The following is a 23747-nucleotide window of genomic DNA, read 5'->3' as shown; positions in this document are numbered from 1 at the left end:
AGCATCATAATAGGTTTATCTTACAAAACCATGAGATGATTGCCGATGTTACTGTTCATATTTACCGCAAAAATATCAACATGGCACATCTATTTTCTACTTTAAAAATAAAAGACACTGAATTTAAAAATCGTATTGTGGTATCGCCCATGTGCCAATACAGCAGCCAGGAGGGTTTTGCAGACAACTGGCACCTGGTACACCTGGGCAGCCGTGCTGTAGGCGGCGCTGCATTGGTGATTACCGAGGCTATTGCCGTATCGCCCGAGGGCCGCATCAGTCATGGCGATCTGGGTATTTATAAAGACGAGCATATCGTTAAACTAAAAGAAATCACCGACTTTATACATGAGCAGGGCGCACTGGCGGGAACGCAGTTGGCTCATGCCGGCCGTAAAGCCAGCCACGAATTGCCGTGGAAAGGTAATGCACAGATTCCCTCAGATCAATCCAACGGTTGGAAATCAGTAGCGCCAAGTGCTGTACCTTTTAAAGAAACAGAGGAGGCTCCGATAGCATTAGATAAAGTCGGCATAGAAAAAGTTAAGGCCGATTTTAAAGCCGCAGCAGCCCGTACATTAGCAGCAGGTTTTGATGTGATCGAGATTCACGCGGCACATGGGTATCTGATCCATGAATTTTATTCGCCTTTAAGTAATAAACGTACCGATGAATATGGCGGATCGTTTGAAAACCGTATTCGTTTGTTATTGGAGATCATCGACAGTATCCGGCAAGTGTGGCCTGCTACAAAACCACTGTTTGTACGTATCTCATCAACCGACTGGACCGAGGGCGGCTGGACCGCTGATGAGTCCGTCGAGTTAGCAAAAATTTTGAAAGATAAAGGTGTTGATCTGGTTGATTGCTCGTCGGGCGGTAATGTGCTTGCCCCTATTCCATTAAAGCCCGGTTACCAGGTTGAGTTTGCCGAGGCCTTGCGTAAAACCGGAATTTTAACAGGTGCTGTGGGTTTAATAACTGAATCAAAACAAGCCGACGACATCATCAGAAACGAACAAGCCGACATGGTGATCATAGCCCGCGAGTTGCTGCGCGATCCGCATTTCCCACTGCGCGCCGCACATGAGCTGGGTTTTGACGAAATTAAATGGCCGGTACAATATGAGCGGGCGAAGTGGCAGAAGTGAGATTAGAGTTGAGGTTAAAGCCAACGATTTTGCGGATTGATGTTTTAAAGATTTGTTAATAGTTGCCTGATCTGTTTAAAGTTTAAAAACTCCTATATTTACATATAACAACAATTAAAACTAAAACTATGAAACGCACCGCAAACGCTCACTGGAACGGAACTTTGCAAGAAGGCAAAGGCGAAATTTCAACCCAAAGCACCACATTAAATAATACCCAATATTCATTTAAAACCCGTTTTGCCGATGGCGTAGGCACCAATCCTGAAGAGTTGATAGCTGCGGCTCATGCAGGCTGTTTTACTATGGCAGTAGGCGCTGCACTGTCGCAAGCAGGTTTTACACCCGGCGATCTGACCACTGATGCTATCCTTGATCTGGATATGCAGGCATTAAGCATTACCGGCATCCACCTGGAACTTAAAGGCTCAGTTATTGATGGTGTACCTGAAGAAAAATTTAAAGAAATAGCCGAAGGTGCCAAGGCAAATTGCATTATCTCAAAAGCGTTAAGCGTACCTATTACTCTGAATGTAAGCTATCAATAATAGCATGCGTATATATTAATAACAAAGGCCGGGCAAATGTCTGGCCTTTGTTATTTAAGGCGCCGCATCTTGTTTAACTCCTCTTGTTTCATCTCAACAAAATCGCACCAATTTGCATTATGCTGATTGTCAGCTAATAGCATAAAATTTACCTGTGAAAACCCTGACGAATGCTTTGTTTCATTTTGTTCCAGCTTATTTTCATAACGTATTATTTATAAGGTTGTTAATGAAAAAGTCTGTTTCACTTGTTTCATTCTGTTTCACTTTTCAAGTGAAACAGAACAAGGTTAAGCAACAGTGGATGCCTGTCTGGCTTCCAGTTCGTCGGCACTGGGGCCATAGCTGCCGGGGATAGGTATATTTAATAATCGTAAATATACACCCAGCTGTGCGCGATGGTGGATAGTTTGTGCTATAGCTATCCGCACGGTTTCATATTTCGTCATGTTGGCTAGCACCGTTTCGCCGCTGCGTAATACCCATGGCTTTTCCAATTCAGCTTCTGTAGCAGCTTCCAGGTGTGCCCGGCCATCAGCATAGCTGTTTTCAAATACTTCTAATAAGTCGGCGGCAGTTCTTGCTTCATAAGGTTCGTAAGGATTGGCGTGGAAATCCAGTCCATCGGTAGTTATGGCCATGCTTACCCAAGCCGGGAGCTCAGCAATATGATTGCTGAGTTGCATAATACTCATACTCTTAGAGTGTGGTTGCCAGTCAAATTTATCAGCCGGAATAATGCCTAAGAACTTGCGGGTGGTTTGAGCTTCCTGCTCAATCTCCTTTAATAATTTTTTGATGATTGACATAACGTTGCTTGGTTTTAGTGTTTGCTGATACAAAGAAACCGCGGCTTAGTGACAGCCCTATGTCAGCAGAAAATTCAACAATCAAATTTTTTTTAATGTTAAGAAAAGGTTAACGCCTATGGTAGCTATTGTTAACATCATAAGCTAATCATAATTCTGAGTTAACATTCGATTAACAGACCCGCACCACCTTTGTGTATCAAAATTTCACACATGAAAAAGATTTATTCAATCCTATTATCCTTTATGTTACTGGTAGTTGCAGGTTCTGCAAATGCCCAGATCACGACATCGGTTTTAACCGGTAAGGTTACTGATCAGAAAGGCGTTTCTTTGCCGGGTGTTAGTATCAATGTACTGAACACCGGCACAGGTACCAAGTATGCGTCGCAAACCAATGCAGACGGCCGTTATATTATTCAAAACATTAGCCCGGGTGGCCCTTACATTATTTCTGCAACTTATGTAGGCTACAAAGCCGACGAACGTACCGACGTTACTTTACAATTAGGTAATGCAACCTTTAACTTCTTACTCGGCGAAAACTCAACTGCGCTAAATGAGGTAAGAATAAAAAGCCGTGGGCCAGCTAAAACGGGCGCCAGCACACGTATCAATGCAAACCAAATACGTACGCAGCCAAGCTTGAATCGCAGCTTGCAGGATTTAACGCGTAATACCCCACAAAGCAATAATAACTCATTTCAAGGCACCAACTACCGTTACAACAACGTAACGCTCGACGGCGCTATTAATAATGACGCAATTGGTTTCAGTCCATCTTTAGGTGGCCAGAATAATGCTTCTGGTCAGGTTGGCAGCAGTACCCGTACAAGCCCTATTTCGCTTGACGCTATCCAGGACATCCAGGTTTACGTTGCCCCTTATGATATTAAAATTGGCAACGTGTTAGGCGGTAGTATAAACGCGGTAACCCGTAGCGGTACAAATGACCTTACCGGTTCAGTTTACGGCTATGGCCGTGGCGCTTTTATGGTTGGCCCCAATAATGCTGCCACTGCTTCAGGTGGCGACGGCTCTAAATTACCATCAGCATTTCACGATCTGAATACCGGTTTCCGTGTAGGTTTCCCATTAATCAAAAATAAATTGTTCTTCTTTAGCAGCGAGGAGTTTGCCCGCCGTGTTGATCCGGTTATCGCCGGCGCAGGGACTGCAGGTTCAAAAAATATCCTGACTTTGGCTGACGCCCAGGCTATTGCCAACAAATTTGCGACTGCAGGTTTTGATGCCGGGGCTTACGGGAATACCTCAATCTTCTCAAACTCAAATAAATTCTTTAATCGCTTAGACTGGAACATCAACGACAAAAACCAGTTAACCATTCGTAACAATACTATCTCTTCGCAAGCTACTAACCTGGAGCGCGATCAACAAAACTTTCGTTTTGGTGGTATAGATTATACATCACACAACAACTCAACTTCAACTGTAGCTGAGTGGAAATCCAGATTCTCCAATGCCGTGAACAACAGCCTGGTGTTTGGTTACTCAAACGTACATGACTATCGTTCGCCAAACTCAAACCCGGCTTTACCGCAAATTGAGATCACCGGCAGAGCTCCGGGTACTACCATTTTCTTAGGTACTGACCGTGAAGCTGCTATTTTTGACATGCACCAAAAAACTACCGAGTTTACTGATAACTTAACCTGGACCACAGGTAAGCACACATTTACCTTTGGCACGCACAACGAGTTGTACGATATTACCTATAACTTCGTTAACGCATGGAACGGCCGTGACGCATTTAAAAGCGTTGCCGACTTCCTGAATGATTCACCTTCGCGTGTTCGTGCTAACTATAACTATACTAATAACACCAGAGACTACATCCTGGCGCACCCATCAGCCAGATTTAAAGTTAACCTGTTAAGCTTCTACGCTCAGGACGACATCCAACTGTCTGACAATTTTAAGTTAACCGGCGGTATCCGTTTAGATTATGCAGGCTTACCAGATAAACAACCATTGAGTTCAAAAACAACAAATGCTCCGGTTGATCCTAACTACGGCAAAACCTTTACTTACACTAAACCGAAAGACATTACCAACAAATATTTAAACAATATCGAGATCAACCCCCGGGTATCATTCAACTATGATGTAATGGGTGACCAAAGCGTTATTGTACGTGGTGGTACGGGAACCTTTACAGGCCGTATCCCTTTTGCATGGTTAGGTTATGCGTTTTACAACAACGGTGTAACTTACGGAGCTTATGACAGCAAAACGCCTCCTGCAAATCAAAGCGTAATACAAGCGCCTGCTGAAGGTGGTGCTGCTTATGTGGCGGCCCGGGGTGTGAACATTCATGACGCCGCTGGCGCGACCCAGGCCGACCTGGTTGACAATAATTTCAAAATGCCTCAGGTGTGGAGAAGCAGCTTAGCTGTTGATCGTACAACTGACAACCAATGGAAATTTACCTTAGAAGGTATTTATACTAAAGTTATCCATGATTTAAAATTCCAACAGGTTAACACTACTGACAATGTAACTTATTATCCTTACGATACTCAGCATCAGCAGCCTATATTTGTTAATACTAAAATTAACCCGTTATATACTAATGCTTATGAGTTATCAAATACCGATCAAGGTTACCGTTATAGCATTACCGGTCAAATTGGTAAAGTATTCCCATTCGGCTTAACTGCTAACATTGCTTATACCTACGGTCACTCTAAAGACATCACCAACGGCATCCGTAACTCCATGGAATCAAACTGGCAGCTAAACCAGGCGCTGAATCCAAACAACCCTACTTTGGCTAACTCAAACTTTGATATCCGCCACCGTATCGTATCAAACGTTAACTTCCGTCATGACTGGGATAAAGATGGCAACGCCACTGCTAACTTTACATTGTTCTTTAGTGCACAATCAGGTAACCCGTTTACTTATGGTTTCTTGCCTAATTCTATCGATGGCACCGGTCAGCAAGTTAGTTTAGCTTACATCCCTAAAAAAGGCGAGGCCATTAACTTCTTCAGCGATATTGCCGGCGGTGCTACCGCTGCGCAACAAGCTGCTGCTTTCGATCAATTTATCGACGGTAACAAATATCTAAGCTCACGTCGTGGTAATTTCACCGAGCGTAACAAAGCGTTTACCCCCTGGAATAACGATTTAGATTTCCGTTATAGCCAGGACTTTAAATTTGGCAGTGGTAAGCACAAACAAATGATCACTTTTACTTATGACATTGTTAACCTTACCAACCTGCTGAACAAAAAATGGGGTCAGTACTATTTCTCAGCTAATACATTTAACTCAACATCAAGTGTTGGTTTAACCGCTGTCAGTGCCCAAACCCCATCGTTTGCAAATGCGGCAACAACTTATCCAAAGTATACATTCACCAACCCGGGTGTACCATACTCAGTTGATTTGTTCCAATCAAGATGGCAAATGCAATTTGGTATTCGTTATACCTTCTAAACATAAAATTTATAAAAAGAGAAAGCCCCGATTTTTCGGGGCTTTCTCTTTTTATAATCAAACCAATTTATCCTGCTTGTTGAATGTTGCCTCGTTCTTTTAGTTCTTTAATTTCAATTTCGAAAGCGCGCATACGTGCATGCAATATATCCAGTTCGGTGCGCATCATTTGTATCTCGGTAATCAGCTTAGGCGAGCCTGCTTTATTGATCTTTTTATCGCCGGTGCCCAGTATCAGCCATTCTGGCGAGTATTTAAGTTGAAAGCAAAGCTTGCTGATGAGGTAATAGCTTACCTCTTGCTTCTGATTAATAACCTTACTGATAAAGCCCTGGTCGACCCCTATGGCGCCCGCAAGCGCCAACTGGCCGCCATAATCTTTAACTATAATTTTTATTCGTTTAACAATACTGTCGTCTGCCATACAATGCAATAATAAGCAAACGCCAATAAATGGCAAGCCTTATTTTAATAAAGGCTATTTTAAGCAACTACCGTGAGCTTATTTGCTTTTTCTAATAAGGTAAAAAGGTGATCGTCATAAGTTCTGAGAGAGATCTTTTTTGCAGCATAGGCATGCTCCAGCTTTTGAAGCTGTTGTACTAAAATATCCCTTTGTGTAGTACCTGTGTTAGGGCCAACAGGTTCCATACCACCTTCGTACAAAATTTCGGCTAAGGCCTTGTACTTTTTTTCAACCGCTTTGGTCAGGAAGATAAGCTGCGTGCCTCCTGCGTCTTCAAGCATAGTTTTTACTTTGCGTTTTTGATTGCGATGATTGATAAAAATAATTGCAACAATAGCAATAGCGCCTAAGATCAAGTACAGGTTAACGTCCATAGAATATCAGTTTAAATCAAACTTAAAAGTATAAATAAAACATCGATAGTTGAAATATTTAACTTGTTGTATAATACTACTTATATTCCTAGAGCTATTTTAAGAGCGCAAGTAAAAATCTCAAAAATATCAGTCATGCAACTCAATTATGCCAATAACGTCAATGATTATGCTTTTTATGGATATCCTTAACGAGGCATAACTTTTTAATGTCAGCTATTTTAATGGGGAATGGCGCATATTTTAACTGGTGTCCAACCATTTCGGTAGTATTGTCAGAATGAGCTATCACTTCGCCCTCGTTATCGCTTAACAATAAGCGTTTATACATGCGGTAATCGCCCCACTCGATATAATACACCTCACCGGGCAGTATTTTTTTATCATGAATAACTTTTAAAGCTACCCAGCAGCCGTTCTCTAAATAGGGATACATAGAATGCCCCCAAACCGGCAGGGCAAAATCGCAATCCTCAATACCCGGAAAATTCATCCGGCCCACCGGCTGTGTATCGTTAATATCATTATAAACCTCAACGCCCGATGCAGTAGCCGTAATCTCATACATCGGGATACCTTCGGCAACCTTTGTTACCTGAGCGGCCGGCACATAGGTACCACCTCCAATAAAATCTTTATACCGTTCTTTAAAAATTCTGAATTTTTCAGGATCAATGTTTTGACGGCTCTTAATAATCTCTGTAATAGAGCTTGCCGAATTAAAACCTAATACCTCAGCTAACTGCGCATTACCTGTAAAGGCCCTGCCTCTTAGCTGATTATATAATATTATAAACTCCAGAGTTTCAGGACGTACAGTTTTAATTTTATTTGTTTTTTCGGGCGATTCCATAGTCTGTTGAAAATTATTTTTCTTTTTTCTTGATTTATAATACAGATTTTTCTTTATATTTGTAAGACCAATCGGCGACTAAGCTAACATATATTTATATACAATCCAAATTATACTACAGAATACACAGAAATAAATACAGAATGTTAAATATTTTCAAACACAGACAACCACCGTATCCGTAGTAAGGATACCTGCCGATACGAATAATTAATAGCTCTTACACAACCGACCTATGCACATAGCCTATACCACATTACAAGATAAAAAACCGCAACCAGTCCAAGGCAGTGTTACAGACAACAACCAACTAAGCATTCGCCTTGAAGCTTACTACGCTGCCTGTCATAAATACAGTAAAGAAATTACTGCCATACAAAAACACCTGCCCGGATGGATACCACCCCGGCCGGCCCTGTAGAAAATTAAAAATTAAAATTAATTCAGCTATCAGCGATGATGGCCTAACCTCTTATTGTGAAAAAAATGATAAAGATTGCACAAAAACTAAAAGACAAACTATGGTGGATGATCATTTCTGTTGATTATGATTATAGTCGCATTGCCGTTGCCGACCATGAATTGAACGGCGATATCCTGACCCTTTGGCTTGAAGACAAGCACGATTTTAAAAATACGCTAGACGAATGCCTGCAGCTTGATATTAACATTAAACAGTTTGCTAAAATTATCAGGGCCGAAAATTTGAATAGTTACGAAGGCACGAAGATGCACCCAAAAAAGCATTTCATTTACAGAACCCGTATTGAGATAAACGAGCCCATCAGGTGGTACCAGGAGGATGCGTCGCTAAGCGAACAGCGATGGGCACGTGAGGCCGTAGTTAAGACTATTTTGACTCAATTAGTGGAGAATGAAGTGGCAGAAGAAAAAATCTGGTAAAATATTATGCCAAATAGCATATATATCATATTTTTTATTTATCTTTGTATTGTCCGGCAGTTAAATGAACACAAAGACTGTTACCTATTTACGTCGGAGGTTAAAGCTGCCACTTACTACTTGCGTAGCATCGTCGCCTTTTTTTGACATCAGTGTAGTAAAAGTACCCTTTGTAAGTACGCTGTCTTGCATGTATCGCTCCAGATGAATAGCGTTTGATAAATTATCGCCTACACTGGTAGATACTGCAAACTGTTTAATATGTTTTCCGTCGACGTTAAATAACAACTGACCACCAGCTATAGTGTTATCCAATTCAGGCCCGGCAAAACCCGGGGAGCTGATCCCGAAGCTTATGGTATGCGCTTTATTTATAGCTGTTAAACCGAAGTATTTGTTGCTATCTATATTGACATTGATAAATGCTATAGAATCTTTAGCGGCATCGAAGGTGTAAGTTGAATCGTCCACTGTAATACTTAGTGTTCCTTTTACTGCAAAGAAATTTCCTGAATTATCACTGGTATCAGCTTTAACGATCGACCTGGTTAAAGAGCCATCAACAGATTGTTCATCCTTTTGGCAGGATATGATTACCGCCGAAAAAAACAGAACAATTAAAACAGCTTTAAAAACATTCATACACACTTAAATAAGCTTGAAGTACCAAACGGGATACGAATATAAAGCACAAATAGTTGCGCTACCAGGCATTTAACACAATTTAACTTTTAAAAACCGTGCCAGCAGCAATTAAAAGCCACAATATTAAAAAAAAGTTACAAAGTACAATATACGCGCTTAAACCGATTTAAATCATGGCAAGAACAAAATATAAATTCAACAACCGTGCGTCATTAAACAGACTGATTGACGAGTATTTTGAACGTTCAAAAAACGATACAGATAATACCGCTGAACCCATTACAGTTACCGGCTTAGCGCTTTATCTGGGGTTTACCAGTAAAGACGCATTTGACGAATATGAGCAAATAGGCTATCACAAAGTCTTTATTCAGCGTGCCCGGTTCAGAGTGATGGCCTATTATGAAAGTCGCTTGCACTATCCTGCCCCTACCGGGGCCATGTTTGCCTTAAAAAGCATGGGCTGGGCAGACAAGTTCAAAGCTTCAAAAGTGGGAGGAAAAGCTAAATTGCTAACTGTTAAACTAATTGAATCCGGCCCCCGGCCAGCTTCCGCCGAAAAAGAGGTGGTGCTTTAAGCCACTATATAACAACGAAAACTATGAGTGCAAATGATTACAAAGCATCAGTGTTGTTCAGGCGTAATTATTTTTCGCAGGCCCAGGTAGTAGTTAACCAGGGCGGTACCAGTTCGGGCAAAACCTATGCTATAGAACAGGTGCTGTTTTGCCTGGCCGCCGAAAACGAAAAACAGGTTATTACGGTCGTCGGTCAAGACATACCCAATTTAAAAGCCGGCGCCCTGCGCGATGCTTTGAATATGTTTGATAGATCTGTGCAGCTTAGACAACAGATCAGGAACTTTAATAAAACCGATCGGATATTTGAGTTTTACAATGATTCTATTATCGAATTTAAGAGCTATGCCAATGCCCAGGACGCGAAGTCGGGCAAGAGGGATTACCTTTTTGTTAACGAGGCTAACGGTATTGATTGGAATATTTATACAGAACTGGTCCTCCGTACACGGAAACGGGTATTTATTGACTACAACCCGAATGCTGAGTTTTGGGTTCATGACCAATTGATTGGTAAACCCGGTGTCGAATTAATCATATCCGACTATAGACACAATCCTTTTTTAGACTCTGCGACGGGAGCCAAAATCGAAAACATAAAAGAAACTGATATTGAGCGATGGAAGGTTTATGCACGCGGCCTCACCGGCCGTGTAAGCGGCCTGATTTTTACCAATTGGTTTCTGGTTGACGGTATTCCGGCAGATGCTAAGCTGGTTGCTGCCGGATTAGATTTCGGCTTTTCAAATGACCAGACCGGTTGCCTGCAGGTTTATTTACAAAATGGCGAGTTGTGGGTAGACGAATTGTTTTATGAGACAGAACTAACCAATAAAGATATTTCGGTAAAGCTATCCGCCAACGGCGTAAGCAAAAATACAGAGATTGTTGCCGACAGCGCCGAACCTAAATCTATAGAAGAATTAAAACGCATGGGCTGGTTCATATCACCTGCTAAAAAAGGGGCCGACAGCGTCAACAATTCAATAGATATTTTAAAACGCTATCAAATTAACATTACCCGCCGCAGTGTAAATCTGCACAAAGAACTGGGGCGTTATAAATGGAAAATAGACCGGTCTGGCAAACCGCTTAATGAACCGGTAGATACCTGGAACCACTTGATTGATCCACTGCGGTACGTGGCGCTTAACAAACTAAAAACAAAGACGACATCGGCACCAAAATCGCGCATGCCATATAAGCAAACATACACACCTACTAACCTTACAGATTTATTCACGACATGATAGAAAGAAAAGTAAAAACACTGACGGGTAAACTTAGCATCAAAATCCCGTCGGCTTTAGCCGAGTTAAAGCTGGGGCAACTTATGCAGATGCAGGCCATTGAACATTTAAGCGACCTGGATGCCATCAGCATATTATCAGGCATAACCCTTGCCGAATTAAAAAATGTAGTCGACATCAGCGAGTTTGATGTTTTTGGTGAAGCGATATTGTCGTTATCTAACCAAATCAAATACCTCTATAACAGCGAAGCTATCCCCGATAGGATACATTTCAATATCGACGGTAAAAAAGTAAGTGTCGGGGTTATACGCAACCTATCTATGGAACCGGCAGGGGCCTATATGGCCTCGCGTGATGTTATTGCCGAAGAAATCAGCAATCATATCAAAAAGCATGGGGAAGACGACTGGCAGGAAACCTTCAATCCCTCGCTAAGGGCCTGTTGCCAGGTATTAGCTCAATATTTTTATTGCCGGGCAACGGGTAACACCTACGATGAATATAAAGCTGAAGCATTTGCCGAAACCATTAAAACACTTGGGGTAACGGAGGCACTGCCCATTGCGCGCCATTTTTTTATGAGCTATCTGCACTCATCGAGGCCGAGAACCGGCTTTTGGCAGCGCCTGCTACAGCCATGGAAAAGAAAGCAGGCATACAGGCTTTCGAAAAGTTTAAATATATCAACACCATAAACTCATTAGCCGGCGGCGATATTACCAGGTGGAGCGAGATACTGAACATGCCTTACGACAGGGTGCTCACCAAGCTCTTGCTTAATAAAACCGAAGCTGAATACCAGCGCAAATATTCAGAGCTGTTGCAGGCTCAACACTGACAATCAACCAACCATAATCATTAAAACATGCCTATACGCAATCAAATAGAAGCTGTGGTACAAAGCCTGACCGGTAGCCCGGCATTTATCTACGGCACCGCCAATGAGCTTAACTTACTGGCTGACGATGCCAGCTTCCCATGTGTATTCTTGTACCCGCCACAAACTATTAACCTGTCGCCGCAGATCAACGGATCGGTGGACAACACTTTTGCCATTACGCTTGACTTTTTATTTAAAACTGATTTTGATCAGTACACCGCCGATAACGAAACTTATGTAAGCCAGGCTTTATTTATGGCTAACCAGTTTATAGCCAAAGCCTCGGCTTATCGCGAGGGCGATGGCCGGTATTTCAAGATCAAAGCCGGCGATAAAGCTAAATGTACGCCGGTGTACAACAAGTTTGACGTAAATACCACCGGTGTCAGTCTAACCATTACACTGGCCACCATGTATTTCGACAGCTTTCAATAACCTTAATAACTCATTCAACTATTTAACTCAAAACAATATGGGATTAAATTGCAATATCTCGATTTCGGACAAAGAGTACTTCATGAGCGGCAGCGACAGAATAGCTACGGCCCAGGTCTACGCAAATATCGTCGATGATTTTGGCCAGCCTGCCGATGGGGGCAGCGCAACCATAACTTACAGCATTAACGACAATGGCACTATCACGCAAGGCCAGGCTGTGGCCATGGGGCAGCATGTTTTATTATTTGATGGCGTTATTGAACGCGCACATGCTACAGGCGAGGGCTTTTTTGCGCTTTATTATCGTAAAACGTTTGGCTTTGCTACCATTACACCTTTGGCAACCCCGCCGCCGCCGGTAAACAACTGCGACCTTGTTATTAACAGTATTAATATTGATCGTCCGGAATCTGTTACAGGAGCCGCCGATGGGCAAATAACCGTGAAAGCGACATCGAGTTACCTGCCATTGAGTTACAGTCTGGATGGTGTTAACTTTCAATCGTCAAATATATTTACCGGCTTAAGTAGCGGCTTAAAAAATGTTACGGTTAAAGACGCTAATTCGTTTGGTTGCGTGGCCAGCATGTCGGTCACAGTACCGGCGCTGGGCAGGTTGCTGACCAAAGATCCGTCTGTAACTATAAATGGAAATGTCAGCCGTTGGAATGCTGCCTTTAACCCAATAGTGTTTACCTACCAGCGCAGAGATTTTGAGGTAGCCGGCGTCACGCTTGATTCGACTTCCAACTGTCCCCGTGTCACTGTGAGCACCAATTTAAGCAATTTGAAAGATGGCGATCAAATTTACGTCAACGCCGGACCTTATGAAGGAACTTTCTATTTTAATAAGCTCACTGCCACCGGAAATTCATTTATTATTTCCACAACATTTACAACTACGGCATCAACTGGCTTTGCCAATATAAACCAGCTACGGCCATATTACAGGTTGCTAACTAAAATAACCTATCAGGATGTTAAAACCGGGGCTACAAAAACCATCACTTCAACCAACCGGCCTGATAACACAGGACTTATTAAGGCCGACCTGTCTAATTTCCTGCAATCGTTATTGATTATAAGGGACGACAGCGACTACACTCAGGACAATTTCAGGGACACCAACCTGAGTGCCAGTTACCAGATTGCTTATGCCGAACAATGGGATATAAGTACAAGCGCGCCTATAACAAATAACGATGTAAACGGCATGCATACTTCTAACTGGGTCAATATCGCCGACACCTACTATGTAGTTTATGCCGCCAAACAATTAGGCGAGCGTTACGGCGGTAACCTGGCGGCTTATGTACCGTTTGCCAACGGGCAACCTGCAGCAAAATGGATCACTGATTTTGCCGAGCCTGCTTATTCAAATGGCTATCCGTTTGATATTGGTTTTATTTACAGCGAAAGTATCATCGGCCAAAATATTTATTGTGAGCTGACCAAACTGGACATCAACAGAAACCCATTACCCGGTGGCTCGCAAAGTAATTATTTGGTAAATGAGGACGGTTCATGGTTGCTTAATCAGGATGGCGGCAGTTTATTGATATCCAGGCAAAACCCCGTGAATACCGCTCTGCCACAGAAATTGGGTTTAAATCGGTTATTAGTAGACAATGACTTCCCCGCCGAGGCCCGATACTTTAACGTCACCCTGAAATATAGTGATGGCTCGGCCATTCATACTGTTACTCAAACCCAGACTATACGCATTGACGATGCGGTTGATGAGCAATCTGTTTACCTGCGTTGGATAGGCCTTTCGGGATCGTGGAACTATTATCGCTTTGTTTATAATCAGGAACTTACGCTGGATGTGCAGAATGCTACGATCATTAAAAGTTACGTAACCGACTGGGAGAATCAGCAAGGTATTGAAGAGGTGATCAGTAAATCAGCAGGGCAAAAAATGAAGGTTATGGCCGAGGATCTGTCGGTGGCAGATATCAAAGGTTTGCAATCCATCAAATATTCGCCTAAGGTGCAGATGCTGGTTAGCAAGAATCCGGTTAAATGGCAAACCGTTGTGCTTAACACCGCTACTTTCAGCGAGTATGAAACCTTGAACGGACAAGCACCCTTCAGCGTGACTTTCAATTTACCTGGCATCAACATACAAACCCAATAAAGCTCATGAATGATTTACAATTGTACGTAGACGACCAGCTGGTAGATCTGACCGACGACAGCCCCATTGCACTGACCTTCCAGATCAACAACCTGGCCGAGGTACAAAATCAGCAGGGCAATACGTCAAACCAGTTTAAGCTACCGCTTACGCAGAATAACCGCCGCATATTGGGTTTTCCGGATGACATTGCCTTTTGCACAGATAAGCCCTACCAAAAGTACCAGGCTAAATTGGTGCAAGACGGGTTGGAAATTATCCCCTATGGCATATGCGAATTAAACAGCATCGACCAAAATACGGCTAACGTGACCATACTATCGGGCAATGTCGATTTTTTTGACGCTATTGACGGCCAGCTTTATGAGATGGGCGATAACACAAGTGTATGGTATAGCGCGCTTTGGAAGGATTATGACCATGCCTGGACCATAGACAACGTTGCAGCCTCGCAAAAATATACTGATGGCTGGATATACCCGGTGGTTGACTACGGTAACTTTACCGAAGATATTAACCAGGCTATCAATGTTACCACGCTGCGTCCGGGATTCTTTATTAAATCGGCAGTGGATATTTTGGTAAAGAGCGCGGGTTATAAGGCTACGGGGTCGTTACTGAGCGATCCACTGTATCCGAAACTGATTGCCCAGTTTAGCAATGGCAATTTTGAGCATGGCAGCGATTACCAGAATCAGCCGGATATTTTGAGCTGTACGGCTACAAATGGCAGCGAGATCGCCCTCAATCACCCTAATAATAATAACCCTTCCGGATTATTTGTTTTTAGCCCTGTTTCTGATCCTTCCAATCAGTTAGCTAACGGCATTTTCACAGCAGCACAGCGCGGCGACTACCAGGTAACCGCTTATTTCCCAAAAGTTGTATTACGCGGGCGCATTACGGGCAACCATCCTACTTACCTGCATGTGGCTATCAACGTATACACAACCGGCCAGCCTACCGTTGAGGCCGCCGCATTAGATTTTAACTGGGACATGGGCCAATGGGTGCGCGATAATGGCACCAGCGGCGGCAGCATTACCGGCTACGTCAACATTGCCAAACAAACGCTGTCGTGCGAATTGGAACTGGCCGAAGGCCAAAGTGTGGAAGTTAATTATACGTGGAAGGGCGATAATCCTTCTTATTTTTCTGTTCCGGCAGGCGCCACCTTTACCGTAAAGGCACAAAACAATGTGGTTAAGTATACCCAGCAGGTACAGTGCGAGCGCATATTCCCGGATATTTCGCAAAAGGATTTATTGAAGGACGTTTTTCAGCGGTTCGGGATTATTTGTCAGACGGATAATGCTACCAAAACCATATCGTTCAACTCGTTTAAGGACATCATCAATAATATCCCCAAAGCTAAAAACTGGACGGCCAAATGCCTTGATCAGGGTAAAGGCATCGGCTTTCAATTAGGTGGATACGCCCAAGCCAACAATATGAAATATAAAACTGACGATGCCGTGCTGCCGACAGGTTTTGCCGATGATGTGATCAAGGTAAAAGACGCCACCCTGCCAGCCAATGCCGACCTGCTTGAAAGCCAGTTTGCCCCCACCCTTAACCGCCCTTATGTTGGCGGCACTATTGCCCAGATAAAAATGATAGATGCCGACAACGGCGACGACTTTAGCATTGGCGTATCGCCGCGTATTTTAGTTGACCAGAAACTCAGCATTAACAGCCTTGGCAAAAAAGTAACCTTTACTGACGGAAGCAAGCAGGTAGTGGTAAACGACGTGATCAGCACGCCTTATTTTTATAAGCCAGACGGGCCCTACAGCCTTTGCTTTGGCGATATGCCTGCGGCCGGACACAACGCAACACTAACCGGGCTGCGTAGCAAATACTATCCCGAACTCGAAAAAATATTACAGCAAACCAAAAAGGCGCTGCGTTACTTTTTACTCACCCCGCGCGATATACTGGAGCTTGACCTGCTGGTACCCGTTTACCTGGAGCAGGACAGCGCCTATTATTACATTAATAAAATTGACAGCTGGCGTAAGGGGCAGCCGGTGAAAGTGGAGTTGGTGAAGTTGGGATGATTTATTAAAATAAATTTAGATTTTCCAAATTTAGAAATTACTTTTACTAAATAAATTAGCAAACCTTATCGCGATGAAAAATTCTTTTTCTTTTATTTATATTCTATTGCTTATTGCATTATTTCAAAGTTGTGATCAATCAACATCTATCAGCCAAACAGATAACCGGACAAAAGATGAATTAGCATTGGTTAAGTTGTTTGATAACGCATTTGAAAGTACAATGATGCAAAAAAATGATGAGTCAGGATGAATATTTTAAAAGCTGGGAAGCACTCCAGCAAAAATATCATTCAGGCATAGCAGAGCAGGCAAAACTGTTCAGGGATAAAGACCTTGCCGACACCCTGCAACATCAAAAAGATCTGGTAGATGCGCAAAAACAAAATGATACGCTAAATAAAGATCAGCACGATGTCGATAAAGCTATACTACCCGCCCAAAAACTGGCTGCCGAAAAAAAACTGATCGACGACAAATACACCTTCGAAATTCAAAAAGCTGCCGAGGCCGGAAAAGACACTACCGAGATCAGGGAGCGTTACCAAAAAGAAATGGCCGATGCCGACAAAAGGTTTGCCCAGGAGCGCAAAGACTTCGAACTCCAAACCACCCAGGAAGTTTCCAATGCAGCATTCTCTATCCTGCAAAACAGCATCAAATCGCAAAGCGAGGCTAAGCTCAAACAGCTGGAAACGCAGAAGGCATCAGAACTGAATAACAGCAGCCTCACCGCTACTCAAAAAAAGGCCATTGAGGATAAGTACACCAAAAAAGAAGCCGGGGAAAAAACCAAAGCCTTTAAAGCTGAGCAGCGGGCCTCGCTGTTGCAGGCGGTGATTAACGGGGCCTTGGCTATTACCAAAGTTACTTCGCAAAGCGGGATACTGGCTCCCTTTGTTATCCCCGGTATTATTGCCGAGACGGCCATACAGGTAGCCACCATTGCCGCGCAGAAAGCGCCGCAATATGCTAAGGGTGGTGTCCATTACCAGTCGGACGGGCGGGGCGCCTTGCTGCCGGGTTATAGTCGCACTGATAATATGAACGCCTACCTGCGCTCGGGCGAGGCGGTGGTGGTTTCAGAAGCTATGCGCGATCCCTGGGCACTTTTGCTCGCAGCATAGCTACAAGTATTTACTGGTACAAAATATATTTGTATTTTCAACTTAACTTTTGTATTTTTACTAAAATAATTAGTAAATCTAAACGTCATGAATAAGCCTATATCAAAAAAGTTTAAAGTTAGTATAATTGTTATAGCAAGCATCTGTTGCATAGGTTACATAGCTTCATTTAACCACTCTGTTAAAAACCTGGCTTATACTGGTTATTATTGGCTGTTCAAATTCGATCACTTTAGTTCTGGCGACAGGGTCTATGCCTCTGTAAATTGTATGAATCAGACACAGTTCGGCGCTTTAGCATTGTTCCGACTTATGCGACCGCTGACACTTGATGAATTAAAGCTCATGGATCAGTTTACAGAGCCCAATTTACACATCGATAAAAGACATATTAATTCAAATGGCAAACCAATACTTGTACGCTGTGATAAGTATCTTTTAAAAGAAAAAATGAAAATACAGCACTCAACTTATTTGGGTACTTATATAAAGGCAAATTATTTAGCCATTGCTGCGATAGATGGTAATCATAAAAACACCACCGTAAATACCATTTTTTTTGCAATAAAGCCTAACCCGCTTGTTTTGGCTAATTATGAAATAAATAACTATACCTTACCAATTAATTATACTTGGGCAGATAGTACATTATATATTATACCATTCGACGTGTCTAATAAGGACATAAAAATGTAGACAAGATTTTATGTTGCCTAATAAACATTTCAAGATAAAACATACCAACAATTATGCCATTTAGCATACAAAAAATATCAATATGTCAAATCAAAATTTTAACATTGACGTGAATGTCAATGCCGATGGCTTGCGGAAAATTTCTCAAGTCAACACCGCTTTCGACGACTTACGTAGCTCAATTGATGGATTAAACAATTCAGTAAGTAGTTTAAACAAAATCCAAGCGTCATATAACGAGCAAAATCAGAAAACAGTGACCTGGGGCACTAAGATTAAAGCAGGGTTAATAAATCTTTACGATACGTTTGAGAAGTTTGGAAAAATTATCAAATTAGCCGCAGAAGGGTTGGGCGGTTGGGAAGGCATTTTAGCCGGTACATTCACACTAATTACAACATATGGCCCTCAAATTTTAGACTTTTTGGGTCAAATGTTTCAGTCTGATAAAGCTAAAGAAGCTGCTCAAGCGCTTAAAGACTACAAAGCAGTCATGGAATCCTATATTGATAATATATCTGTCGAGTTAGCAAAAGTTCAAATGTTGGTAAATGTTGCTAATGATGAAAAGCTATCCAAAGAAAACAGAATAGAAGCGATCAAAAAACTTAACAGTTTATCGCCCGAATATTTAAAAAATCTGACACTTGAAAATTCAAAAACTAAGGAAGGAAAAGAACTTCTCGACGATTACATAGCTTCATTAAATAGAAAAGCTATGGAAGAAGCTATACAATCAAAAAGGGCTGAATACATTAAACAGCGTTTGGAATTAAAGCCTGATTATGACAAAGCAAGAAAAGACAGGGATGATTATTACAATGGCACTAAAATTAGAACCGGTAAGGGAATGCCTTATACCGAAAACGGCATACCCATAAGTGGTGGGGTTGACGAAAAGGTAGCAGCCGAAAATCGCTTTACAGAATTAGCAAACAAAGACAAATCCATATTAAAGCAATTACAAATATTGGACGCTGAACTTGCCGATCAACTTCAAAAATACAAACCCAAACAAATATTAAATCAAGCTCATGACAAGCAATATTGGGAAACCGAATTAGCAAAAAAAGAAGTTCAATTAGCCAAGTTAGATGCTACCGCTAAAAATTTTGACCAAAAAGCCAGTTCAATTAAAAGGAGTATTTCAAAGATTAATAAAATATTATCGAATTATAATGTTGATATCAATATACCTAAAACTCATAAAGATAATAAACAAGCAAAAACTAAATTCGAGCCTATACAACAACTTGAAATAAAGTCAACTGATTTTGCAAAAAACTTTGAGCAGCAACAACAGCAATACGATATTGAATACGATGCACTAAAAGACCAATTAGACAAAAAGCTGATTGCGGAAACAGAATTCAATGTCAAAAGCCAGCAACTGAAAGAAAAATATCGCAAAGGTATTGGCGGTACCATCCTCAACTATCACGAAACAGAGTTAGCCGGTATTATACAACTCCAGGGGCAGGTAGTAAATCAAGAGCGTAAAACCTTAACTAAATTAGAAGAAGATCGAAAAAAGCATAATCAAGAACTTAAAGACTTCGAACTCCAAACCACCCAGGAAGTTTCCAATGCAGCTTTCTCTATCCTGCAAAACAGCATCAAATCGCAAAGCGAGGCTAAGATCAAACAGTTGGAGGCGCAAAAAGCTTCGGAACTGAATAACAGCAGCCTCACCGCTACTCAAAAAAAGGCCATTGAGGATAAGTACACCAAAAAAGAAGCCGGGGAAAAAACCAAAGCCTTTAAAGCCGAGCAGCGGGCATCGCTGTTACAGGCGGTGATTAACGGGGCATTGGCTATTACTAAAGCTACTTCGCAAAGCGGTATACTGGCGCCCTTTGTTATCCCCGGTATTATTGCCGAGACAGCCATACAGGTAGCCACCATTGCCGCGCAGAAGGCACCGCAATATGCTAAGGGCGGTGTCCATTACCAGTCGGACGGTCGGGGTGCCTTGCTGCCGGGCTATAGCCGTACTGATAATATGAACGCCTACCTGCGCTCGGGTGAGGCAGTGGTGGTTTCAGAAGCTATGCGCGACCCCTGGGCGCGTTTAGCGGCAGCGTAACTTAGACCAACAGCATTATCCCCAAAAGCCTTTTTTCTTTTCTTCGTCAGGATTAACCTCTGTATAATAAAAAAGGGTGTGATTTATCCAACCGGCAGTTCCTACACTGGTGATATTTAATATATCTTCTCTATCTATGTTGTTTTTTGATACAAAAGCGGTCAATAAAGTATCATCCAAAAAAGTCTTCGATTTTAAAGTTTTCATGATTTTAATTAAATAATTGCAACTACTCAATATTAAAAATAAAATGGCAAATCCCACTAAAAATAACGTTTCTATAGAAGTAGAAATCAATGCTGCTGGTCAGCAGCAGCTAGATAAATATAGTACAGCTTTCGATGGTTTAAGAGATTCGATTAGTAACTTGTCGAATCCAATCAGTAAACTTGATGGCGATATTAACAAGCTTAATGACACTGTAAAAGAATTACAGACACAAAACAATTCTACAGCAGATTCAATAATTAAAGTCAAAGAAACATATTCTGCTCTCACGTATATTATCGATGGATTAAAAAAAGGTTTCGAACTAGCAAAAGCCGGAACATTATCGTTTGAAGCAGCTCTGACAGGAGGGCTTTCAGTAATTATAGCGTTTTTACCAGAAATTATAAAATGGATAGGCGAATTATCAAAAGGAGAAACCTCTCTTTCAGCTTTAAACAAAACATTAAAAGACACCAAAATTGTTGTCGACGCTGTAAACGATGCCCGATTAAAAGGCACACAAAATGCGCAACAGGAGCTGGTGCATTTAAAGCTACTATATAACGCCACCAAAGACAAGAATATCAGCGATAATGAACGCCAAAAAATACTTAGCCAACTACAAGCTCAATATCCTGGTTATTTTGATAAAATGACCACGGAAAAAATGTTGAATAATGAGGCCGCCTATAGTTATAATAATCTTACCGAATCCATTCTTGCAAACTCAAGAGCACGAGCCGCAGAAAACGTTATGGTTAAAAACCAGGAGCGGTCGTTAGGCAATGATAACAACATAACTAAACTTAAGGCCCAATTAGCTGAATATAACAAACAATTAACGGCGGCTAAAAAAGCTGAACATTCGCTTGTTCATGGTTTTACCGGTGTGCCTGGTATTTACAACGTTGATACAGATACTCAAGCTCTTGTAGGTCAGCGATCTAATCTTGAGAAGCAGCGGGACGCTACACAAAAATTAATTGATGATTTATATACTGATACATCTTTACTTAATCGCCAAAACCAAGCTTTGGCAAAAACTATCAATGATAACACAAAAAAGTATGGTGCGAAAACTTTGGGTATAAGTAATCCAACTACCTATCACATTAGTTCTGATGAAGGTTCATCAACCTCCAAACCCCAAAAAGCCATACAAGCACAAGCCGAACATTTTGCGCAGCGGATTGAAACCACCAAAAAGCAATATGAAATTGAACAGGCAAACTTTGATAAACAGCTGGATGCGCAACTAATTTCGCAGGAAGATCATAATGAGCTAAGCAAGCAGGTTCAGGAAAAGTTTATGGCCGATATGCGGAAAAACATTGGTGCCTTTAATCACGATAGCAGTGCCGAGATCCTACAGTACCAAAAAGAATTGGTAGAGGCGCAAAAAATAGGCGAAGACCAGGACGCCGAGAATAAAGCCATATTGCCTGCTCAAAAACTGGCCGCCGAAAAGCAACTGATTGAAGATAAATATAACTTCGAAATACAAAAAGCTAACGAGGCGGGCAAAGACACCGCAGTGATCAGAATGCGCTATGCGCAGGAAATTGCCGAAGCCGACAAGAAATTTGCGCAGGAGCGTAAAGACTTCGAACTCCAAACCACCCAGGAAGTTTCCAATGCGGCTTTCTCTATCCTGCAAAACAGCATCAAATCGCAAAGCGAGGCTAAGCTCAAACAGCTGGAAACGCAAAAGGCCTCTGAGCTGAATAACAGCAGCCTGACCGGTGCGCAGAAAAAGGCCATTGAGGATAAGTACACCAAAAAAGAAGCCGGGGAAAAAACCAAAGCTTTTAAAGCTGAGCAGCGGGCATCGCTGTTACAGGCGGTGATTAACGGGGCATTGGCTATTACCAAAGTTACTTCGCAAAGCGGTATACTGGCTCCCTTTGTTATCCCCGGTATTATTGCCGAGACAGCCATACAGGTGGCTACCATTACCGCGCAGAAAGCGCCGCAATACGCTAAGGGTGGTGTCCATTACCAATCGGACGGGCGGGGTGCCTTGCTGCCGGGTTATAGTCGTACTGATAATATGAACGCCTACCTGCGTTCGGGCGAGGCAGTGGTGGTTTCAGAAGCTATGCGCGACCCCTGGGCGCGTAACCTGGTAAGCGCCATTAATGTGGCTTATGGCGGTCGGGACTTCTCGATGGCTAATCCGCAGCGCGGCTATGCCATTGGCGGGATCTTTACCGATGGCGGCAACTCTAACCGCTACTACAACCAACCGATGAACGACCAGAAAGACCTGGCCAATACCATAGCTTACCAGATGATCAACAACTTCCCGCCCGTGTATGTGGATGTGAAGGATATTAACACCCAGCAAAGTATATTGGCGCAGACTATTAACAGGGTTAATTTGTGAGTGATGAACAGGAGTGGTGAATTGTTAATGGGTAAGTATGTATGTATGTATATACTGACTAACGACCTACTCACCACTCTCCTACTCACCATTCACCTACTCACTCATCCACCTATGAACATTAAAACCGTAAACGCCTTGTTTGACGAAGGCATATTTTCTGAATTGTATAAAGCCGGCTTTATCACGGCTAAGGTATTTGTATACCGTGAGATCTATTTGTGGGTACAGGCGCAAATGAAAACGCGCGGCGTCACCAAGCGTCAGGCGGTGCTGGAAGCCGAGGTAAAATTTGATAAAGACGAGCGTACCATCTGGCGGGCGCTCAATAGTTTTGATGATGCTGACAATGTAGTGTCAGCACCGGTGTCAGATAATTTTTCGACCTTTGATATATGCCAATCAGCATAGATTACATTAACTGAAATAGTCCGTCATTGCGAGGAGGTACGACGAAGCAATCTCTACTCGCAAATCAAATAGCGTAATGTAACTATCGTGTAGAGATTGCCACGCTAGGCTCGCAATGACGTGTCGGGGAGTAAAATGGCCGGGAAGTGATAATAAATATGAGTACTGACAACCTACTGTCACCATCAGCAAAAGAAAGAGTCCCGATATTTGTATAGTTCGATTACTCGAACATGTCATTACAGGAATAGCTCAGAAATAGCGAACT

Annotated in this window: 24 protein-coding genes; 18 read left to right on the top strand and 6 right to left on the bottom strand. The window is 42.3% G+C overall.

Features of this window, described 5'->3' with window-relative positions:
- Positions 1 to 80 precede the first annotated feature (80 nt).
- Both namA and ABD772_RS07475 read left to right on the top strand, forming a co-directional pair.
- Positions 81 to 1151, top strand: coding sequence for an NADPH dehydrogenase NamA (gene namA, locus ABD772_RS07480; protein ID WP_345102371.1), 1071 nt, complete (start codon positions 81 to 83; stop codon positions 1149 to 1151).
- 128 nt (positions 1152 to 1279) lie between these two features.
- Positions 1280 to 1699 (top strand): OsmC family protein, encoded by a 420-nt coding sequence (locus tag ABD772_RS07475; protein WP_345102369.1) that lies wholly within the window; start codon positions 1280 to 1282, stop codon positions 1697 to 1699.
- Positions 1700 to 1989: 290 nt separating this feature from the next.
- On the opposite strand, the gene ABD772_RS07470 is transcribed toward ABD772_RS07475, so the two are convergent.
- Positions 1990 to 2508: a DinB family protein gene (locus ABD772_RS07470; RefSeq protein WP_345102367.1), complete on the bottom strand. Its 519-nt coding sequence runs from the start codon at positions 2506 to 2508 to the stop codon at positions 1990 to 1992.
- 213 nt (positions 2509 to 2721) lie between these two features.
- Here ABD772_RS07470 and ABD772_RS07465 point away from each other — a divergent pair, with 213 nt between their 5' ends.
- Positions 2722 to 5973 carry a TonB-dependent receptor gene (locus ABD772_RS07465; protein WP_345102365.1) on the top strand — a complete coding sequence of 1084 codons (3252 nt, stop codon included), beginning with the start codon at positions 2722 to 2724 and terminating at the stop codon, positions 5971 to 5973.
- 67 nt (positions 5974 to 6040) lie between these two features.
- Here ABD772_RS07465 and ABD772_RS07460 read toward each other — a convergent pair whose 3' ends face one another.
- The 3 genes from ABD772_RS07460 to ABD772_RS07450 form a co-directional block, all read right to left on the bottom strand.
- Positions 6041 to 6397, bottom strand: coding sequence for a helix-turn-helix transcriptional regulator (locus ABD772_RS07460; RefSeq protein ID WP_345102363.1), 357 nt, complete (start codon positions 6395 to 6397; stop codon positions 6041 to 6043).
- 59 nt (positions 6398 to 6456) lie between these two features.
- On the bottom strand, positions 6457 to 6813 hold the full coding sequence (locus ABD772_RS07455) for a hypothetical protein (RefSeq protein WP_345102361.1): 357 nt from the start codon (positions 6811 to 6813) through the stop codon (positions 6457 to 6459).
- Positions 6814 to 6973: 160 nt separating this feature from the next.
- Positions 6974 to 7666 (bottom strand): S24 family peptidase, encoded by a 693-nt coding sequence (locus ABD772_RS07450; protein ID WP_345102360.1) that lies wholly within the window; start codon positions 7664 to 7666, stop codon positions 6974 to 6976.
- A 235-nt stretch (positions 7667 to 7901) separates the two neighbouring features.
- Between ABD772_RS07450 and ABD772_RS07445 the strand changes: the two genes are divergently transcribed.
- Entirely contained in the window at positions 7902 to 8087 is a 186-nt protein-coding gene (locus tag ABD772_RS07445; protein WP_345102359.1) for a hypothetical protein, read from the top strand.
- 65 nt (positions 8088 to 8152) lie between these two features.
- Entirely contained in the window at positions 8153 to 8569 is a 417-nt protein-coding gene (locus ABD772_RS07440; protein WP_345102358.1) for a hypothetical protein, read from the top strand.
- Positions 8570 to 8653: 84 nt separating this feature from the next.
- On the opposite strand, the gene ABD772_RS07435 is transcribed toward ABD772_RS07440, so the two are convergent.
- Complete coding sequence (locus ABD772_RS07435; protein ID WP_345102356.1) at positions 8654 to 9211, bottom strand: hypothetical protein; 558 nt, start codon at positions 9209 to 9211, stop codon at positions 8654 to 8656.
- 176 nt (positions 9212 to 9387) lie between these two features.
- Between ABD772_RS07435 and ABD772_RS07430 the strand changes: the two genes are divergently transcribed.
- The 11 genes from ABD772_RS07430 to ABD772_RS07380 all read left to right on the top strand — a co-directional run bounded on the left by ABD772_RS07430 (position 9388) and on the right by ABD772_RS07380 (position 20472).
- Positions 9388 to 9792 carry a terminase small subunit gene (locus ABD772_RS07430; protein WP_345102355.1) on the top strand — a complete coding sequence of 135 codons (405 nt, stop codon included), beginning with the start codon at positions 9388 to 9390 and terminating at the stop codon, positions 9790 to 9792.
- A 23-nt stretch (positions 9793 to 9815) separates the two neighbouring features.
- Positions 9816 to 11042 (top strand): PBSX family phage terminase large subunit, encoded by a 1227-nt coding sequence (locus ABD772_RS07425; RefSeq protein WP_345102353.1) that lies wholly within the window; start codon positions 9816 to 9818, stop codon positions 11040 to 11042.
- Positions 11039 to 11740 carry a hypothetical protein gene (locus ABD772_RS07420; RefSeq protein WP_345102352.1) on the top strand — a complete coding sequence of 234 codons (702 nt, stop codon included), beginning with the start codon at positions 11039 to 11041 and terminating at the stop codon, positions 11738 to 11740. Before ABD772_RS07425 ends, ABD772_RS07420 begins: the two co-directional genes overlap by 4 nt.
- Positions 11683 to 11883, top strand: a complete 201-nt coding sequence (locus ABD772_RS07415) for a hypothetical protein (RefSeq protein ID WP_345102349.1) — start codon at positions 11683 to 11685, stop codon at positions 11881 to 11883. The genes ABD772_RS07420 and ABD772_RS07415 overlap by 58 nt, the downstream gene beginning before the upstream one ends.
- A gap of 27 nt (positions 11884 to 11910) precedes the next feature.
- Positions 11911 to 12360, top strand: coding sequence for a hypothetical protein (locus ABD772_RS07410; RefSeq protein WP_345102347.1), 450 nt, complete (start codon positions 11911 to 11913; stop codon positions 12358 to 12360).
- 37 nt (positions 12361 to 12397) lie between these two features.
- Positions 12398 to 14503 (top strand): hypothetical protein, encoded by a 2106-nt coding sequence (locus tag ABD772_RS07405; protein ID WP_345102345.1) that lies wholly within the window; start codon positions 12398 to 12400, stop codon positions 14501 to 14503.
- Positions 14504 to 14508: 5 nt separating this feature from the next.
- Complete coding sequence (locus tag ABD772_RS07400) at positions 14509 to 16563, top strand: hypothetical protein (RefSeq protein WP_345102343.1); 2055 nt, start codon at positions 14509 to 14511, stop codon at positions 16561 to 16563.
- Positions 16564 to 16636: 73 nt separating this feature from the next.
- Complete coding sequence (locus ABD772_RS07395; RefSeq protein WP_345102341.1) at positions 16637 to 16816, top strand: hypothetical protein; 180 nt, start codon at positions 16637 to 16639, stop codon at positions 16814 to 16816.
- The gene (locus tag ABD772_RS07390) at positions 16800 to 17690 is read left to right on the top strand and encodes a hypothetical protein (RefSeq protein WP_345102339.1); all 891 of its coding nucleotides are present in this window, start codon (positions 16800 to 16802) and stop codon (positions 17688 to 17690) included. The genes ABD772_RS07395 and ABD772_RS07390 overlap by 17 nt, the downstream gene beginning before the upstream one ends.
- Positions 17691 to 17777: 87 nt before the next feature.
- Entirely contained in the window at positions 17778 to 18386 is a 609-nt protein-coding gene (locus ABD772_RS07385; RefSeq protein ID WP_345102336.1) for a hypothetical protein, read from the top strand.
- Between the two features lie 82 nt (positions 18387 to 18468).
- Complete coding sequence (locus tag ABD772_RS07380; RefSeq protein ID WP_345102334.1) at positions 18469 to 20472, top strand: hypothetical protein; 2004 nt, start codon at positions 18469 to 18471, stop codon at positions 20470 to 20472.
- A 15-nt stretch (positions 20473 to 20487) separates the two neighbouring features.
- Here the strand turns inward: ABD772_RS07380 and ABD772_RS07375 are convergent, their stop codons facing one another.
- The gene (locus tag ABD772_RS07375) at positions 20488 to 20679 is read right to left on the bottom strand and encodes a hypothetical protein (protein ID WP_345102332.1); all 192 of its coding nucleotides are present in this window, start codon (positions 20677 to 20679) and stop codon (positions 20488 to 20490) included.
- A gap of 43 nt (positions 20680 to 20722) precedes the next feature.
- Here ABD772_RS07375 and ABD772_RS07370 point away from each other — a divergent pair, with 43 nt between their 5' ends.
- Together ABD772_RS07370 and ABD772_RS07365 are read left to right on the top strand one after the other, a co-directional pair.
- On the top strand, positions 20723 to 23068 hold the full coding sequence (locus ABD772_RS07370) for a hypothetical protein (protein WP_345102330.1): 2346 nt from the start codon (positions 20723 to 20725) through the stop codon (positions 23066 to 23068).
- Positions 23069 to 23182: 114 nt separating this feature from the next.
- Positions 23183 to 23479, top strand: coding sequence for a hypothetical protein (locus tag ABD772_RS07365; RefSeq protein WP_345102328.1), 297 nt, complete (start codon positions 23183 to 23185; stop codon positions 23477 to 23479).
- The last annotated feature ends 268 nt before the right edge of the window (positions 23480 to 23747 follow it).

It is taken from the genome of Mucilaginibacter panaciglaebae, assembly GCF_039539265.1.
GTDB lineage: Bacteria > Bacteroidota > Bacteroidia > Sphingobacteriales > Sphingobacteriaceae > Mucilaginibacter > Mucilaginibacter panaciglaebae.
The sequence above is the reverse complement of the archived record's forward strand: the minus strand, read 5'-3'. Positions and strand labels throughout refer to the sequence as shown.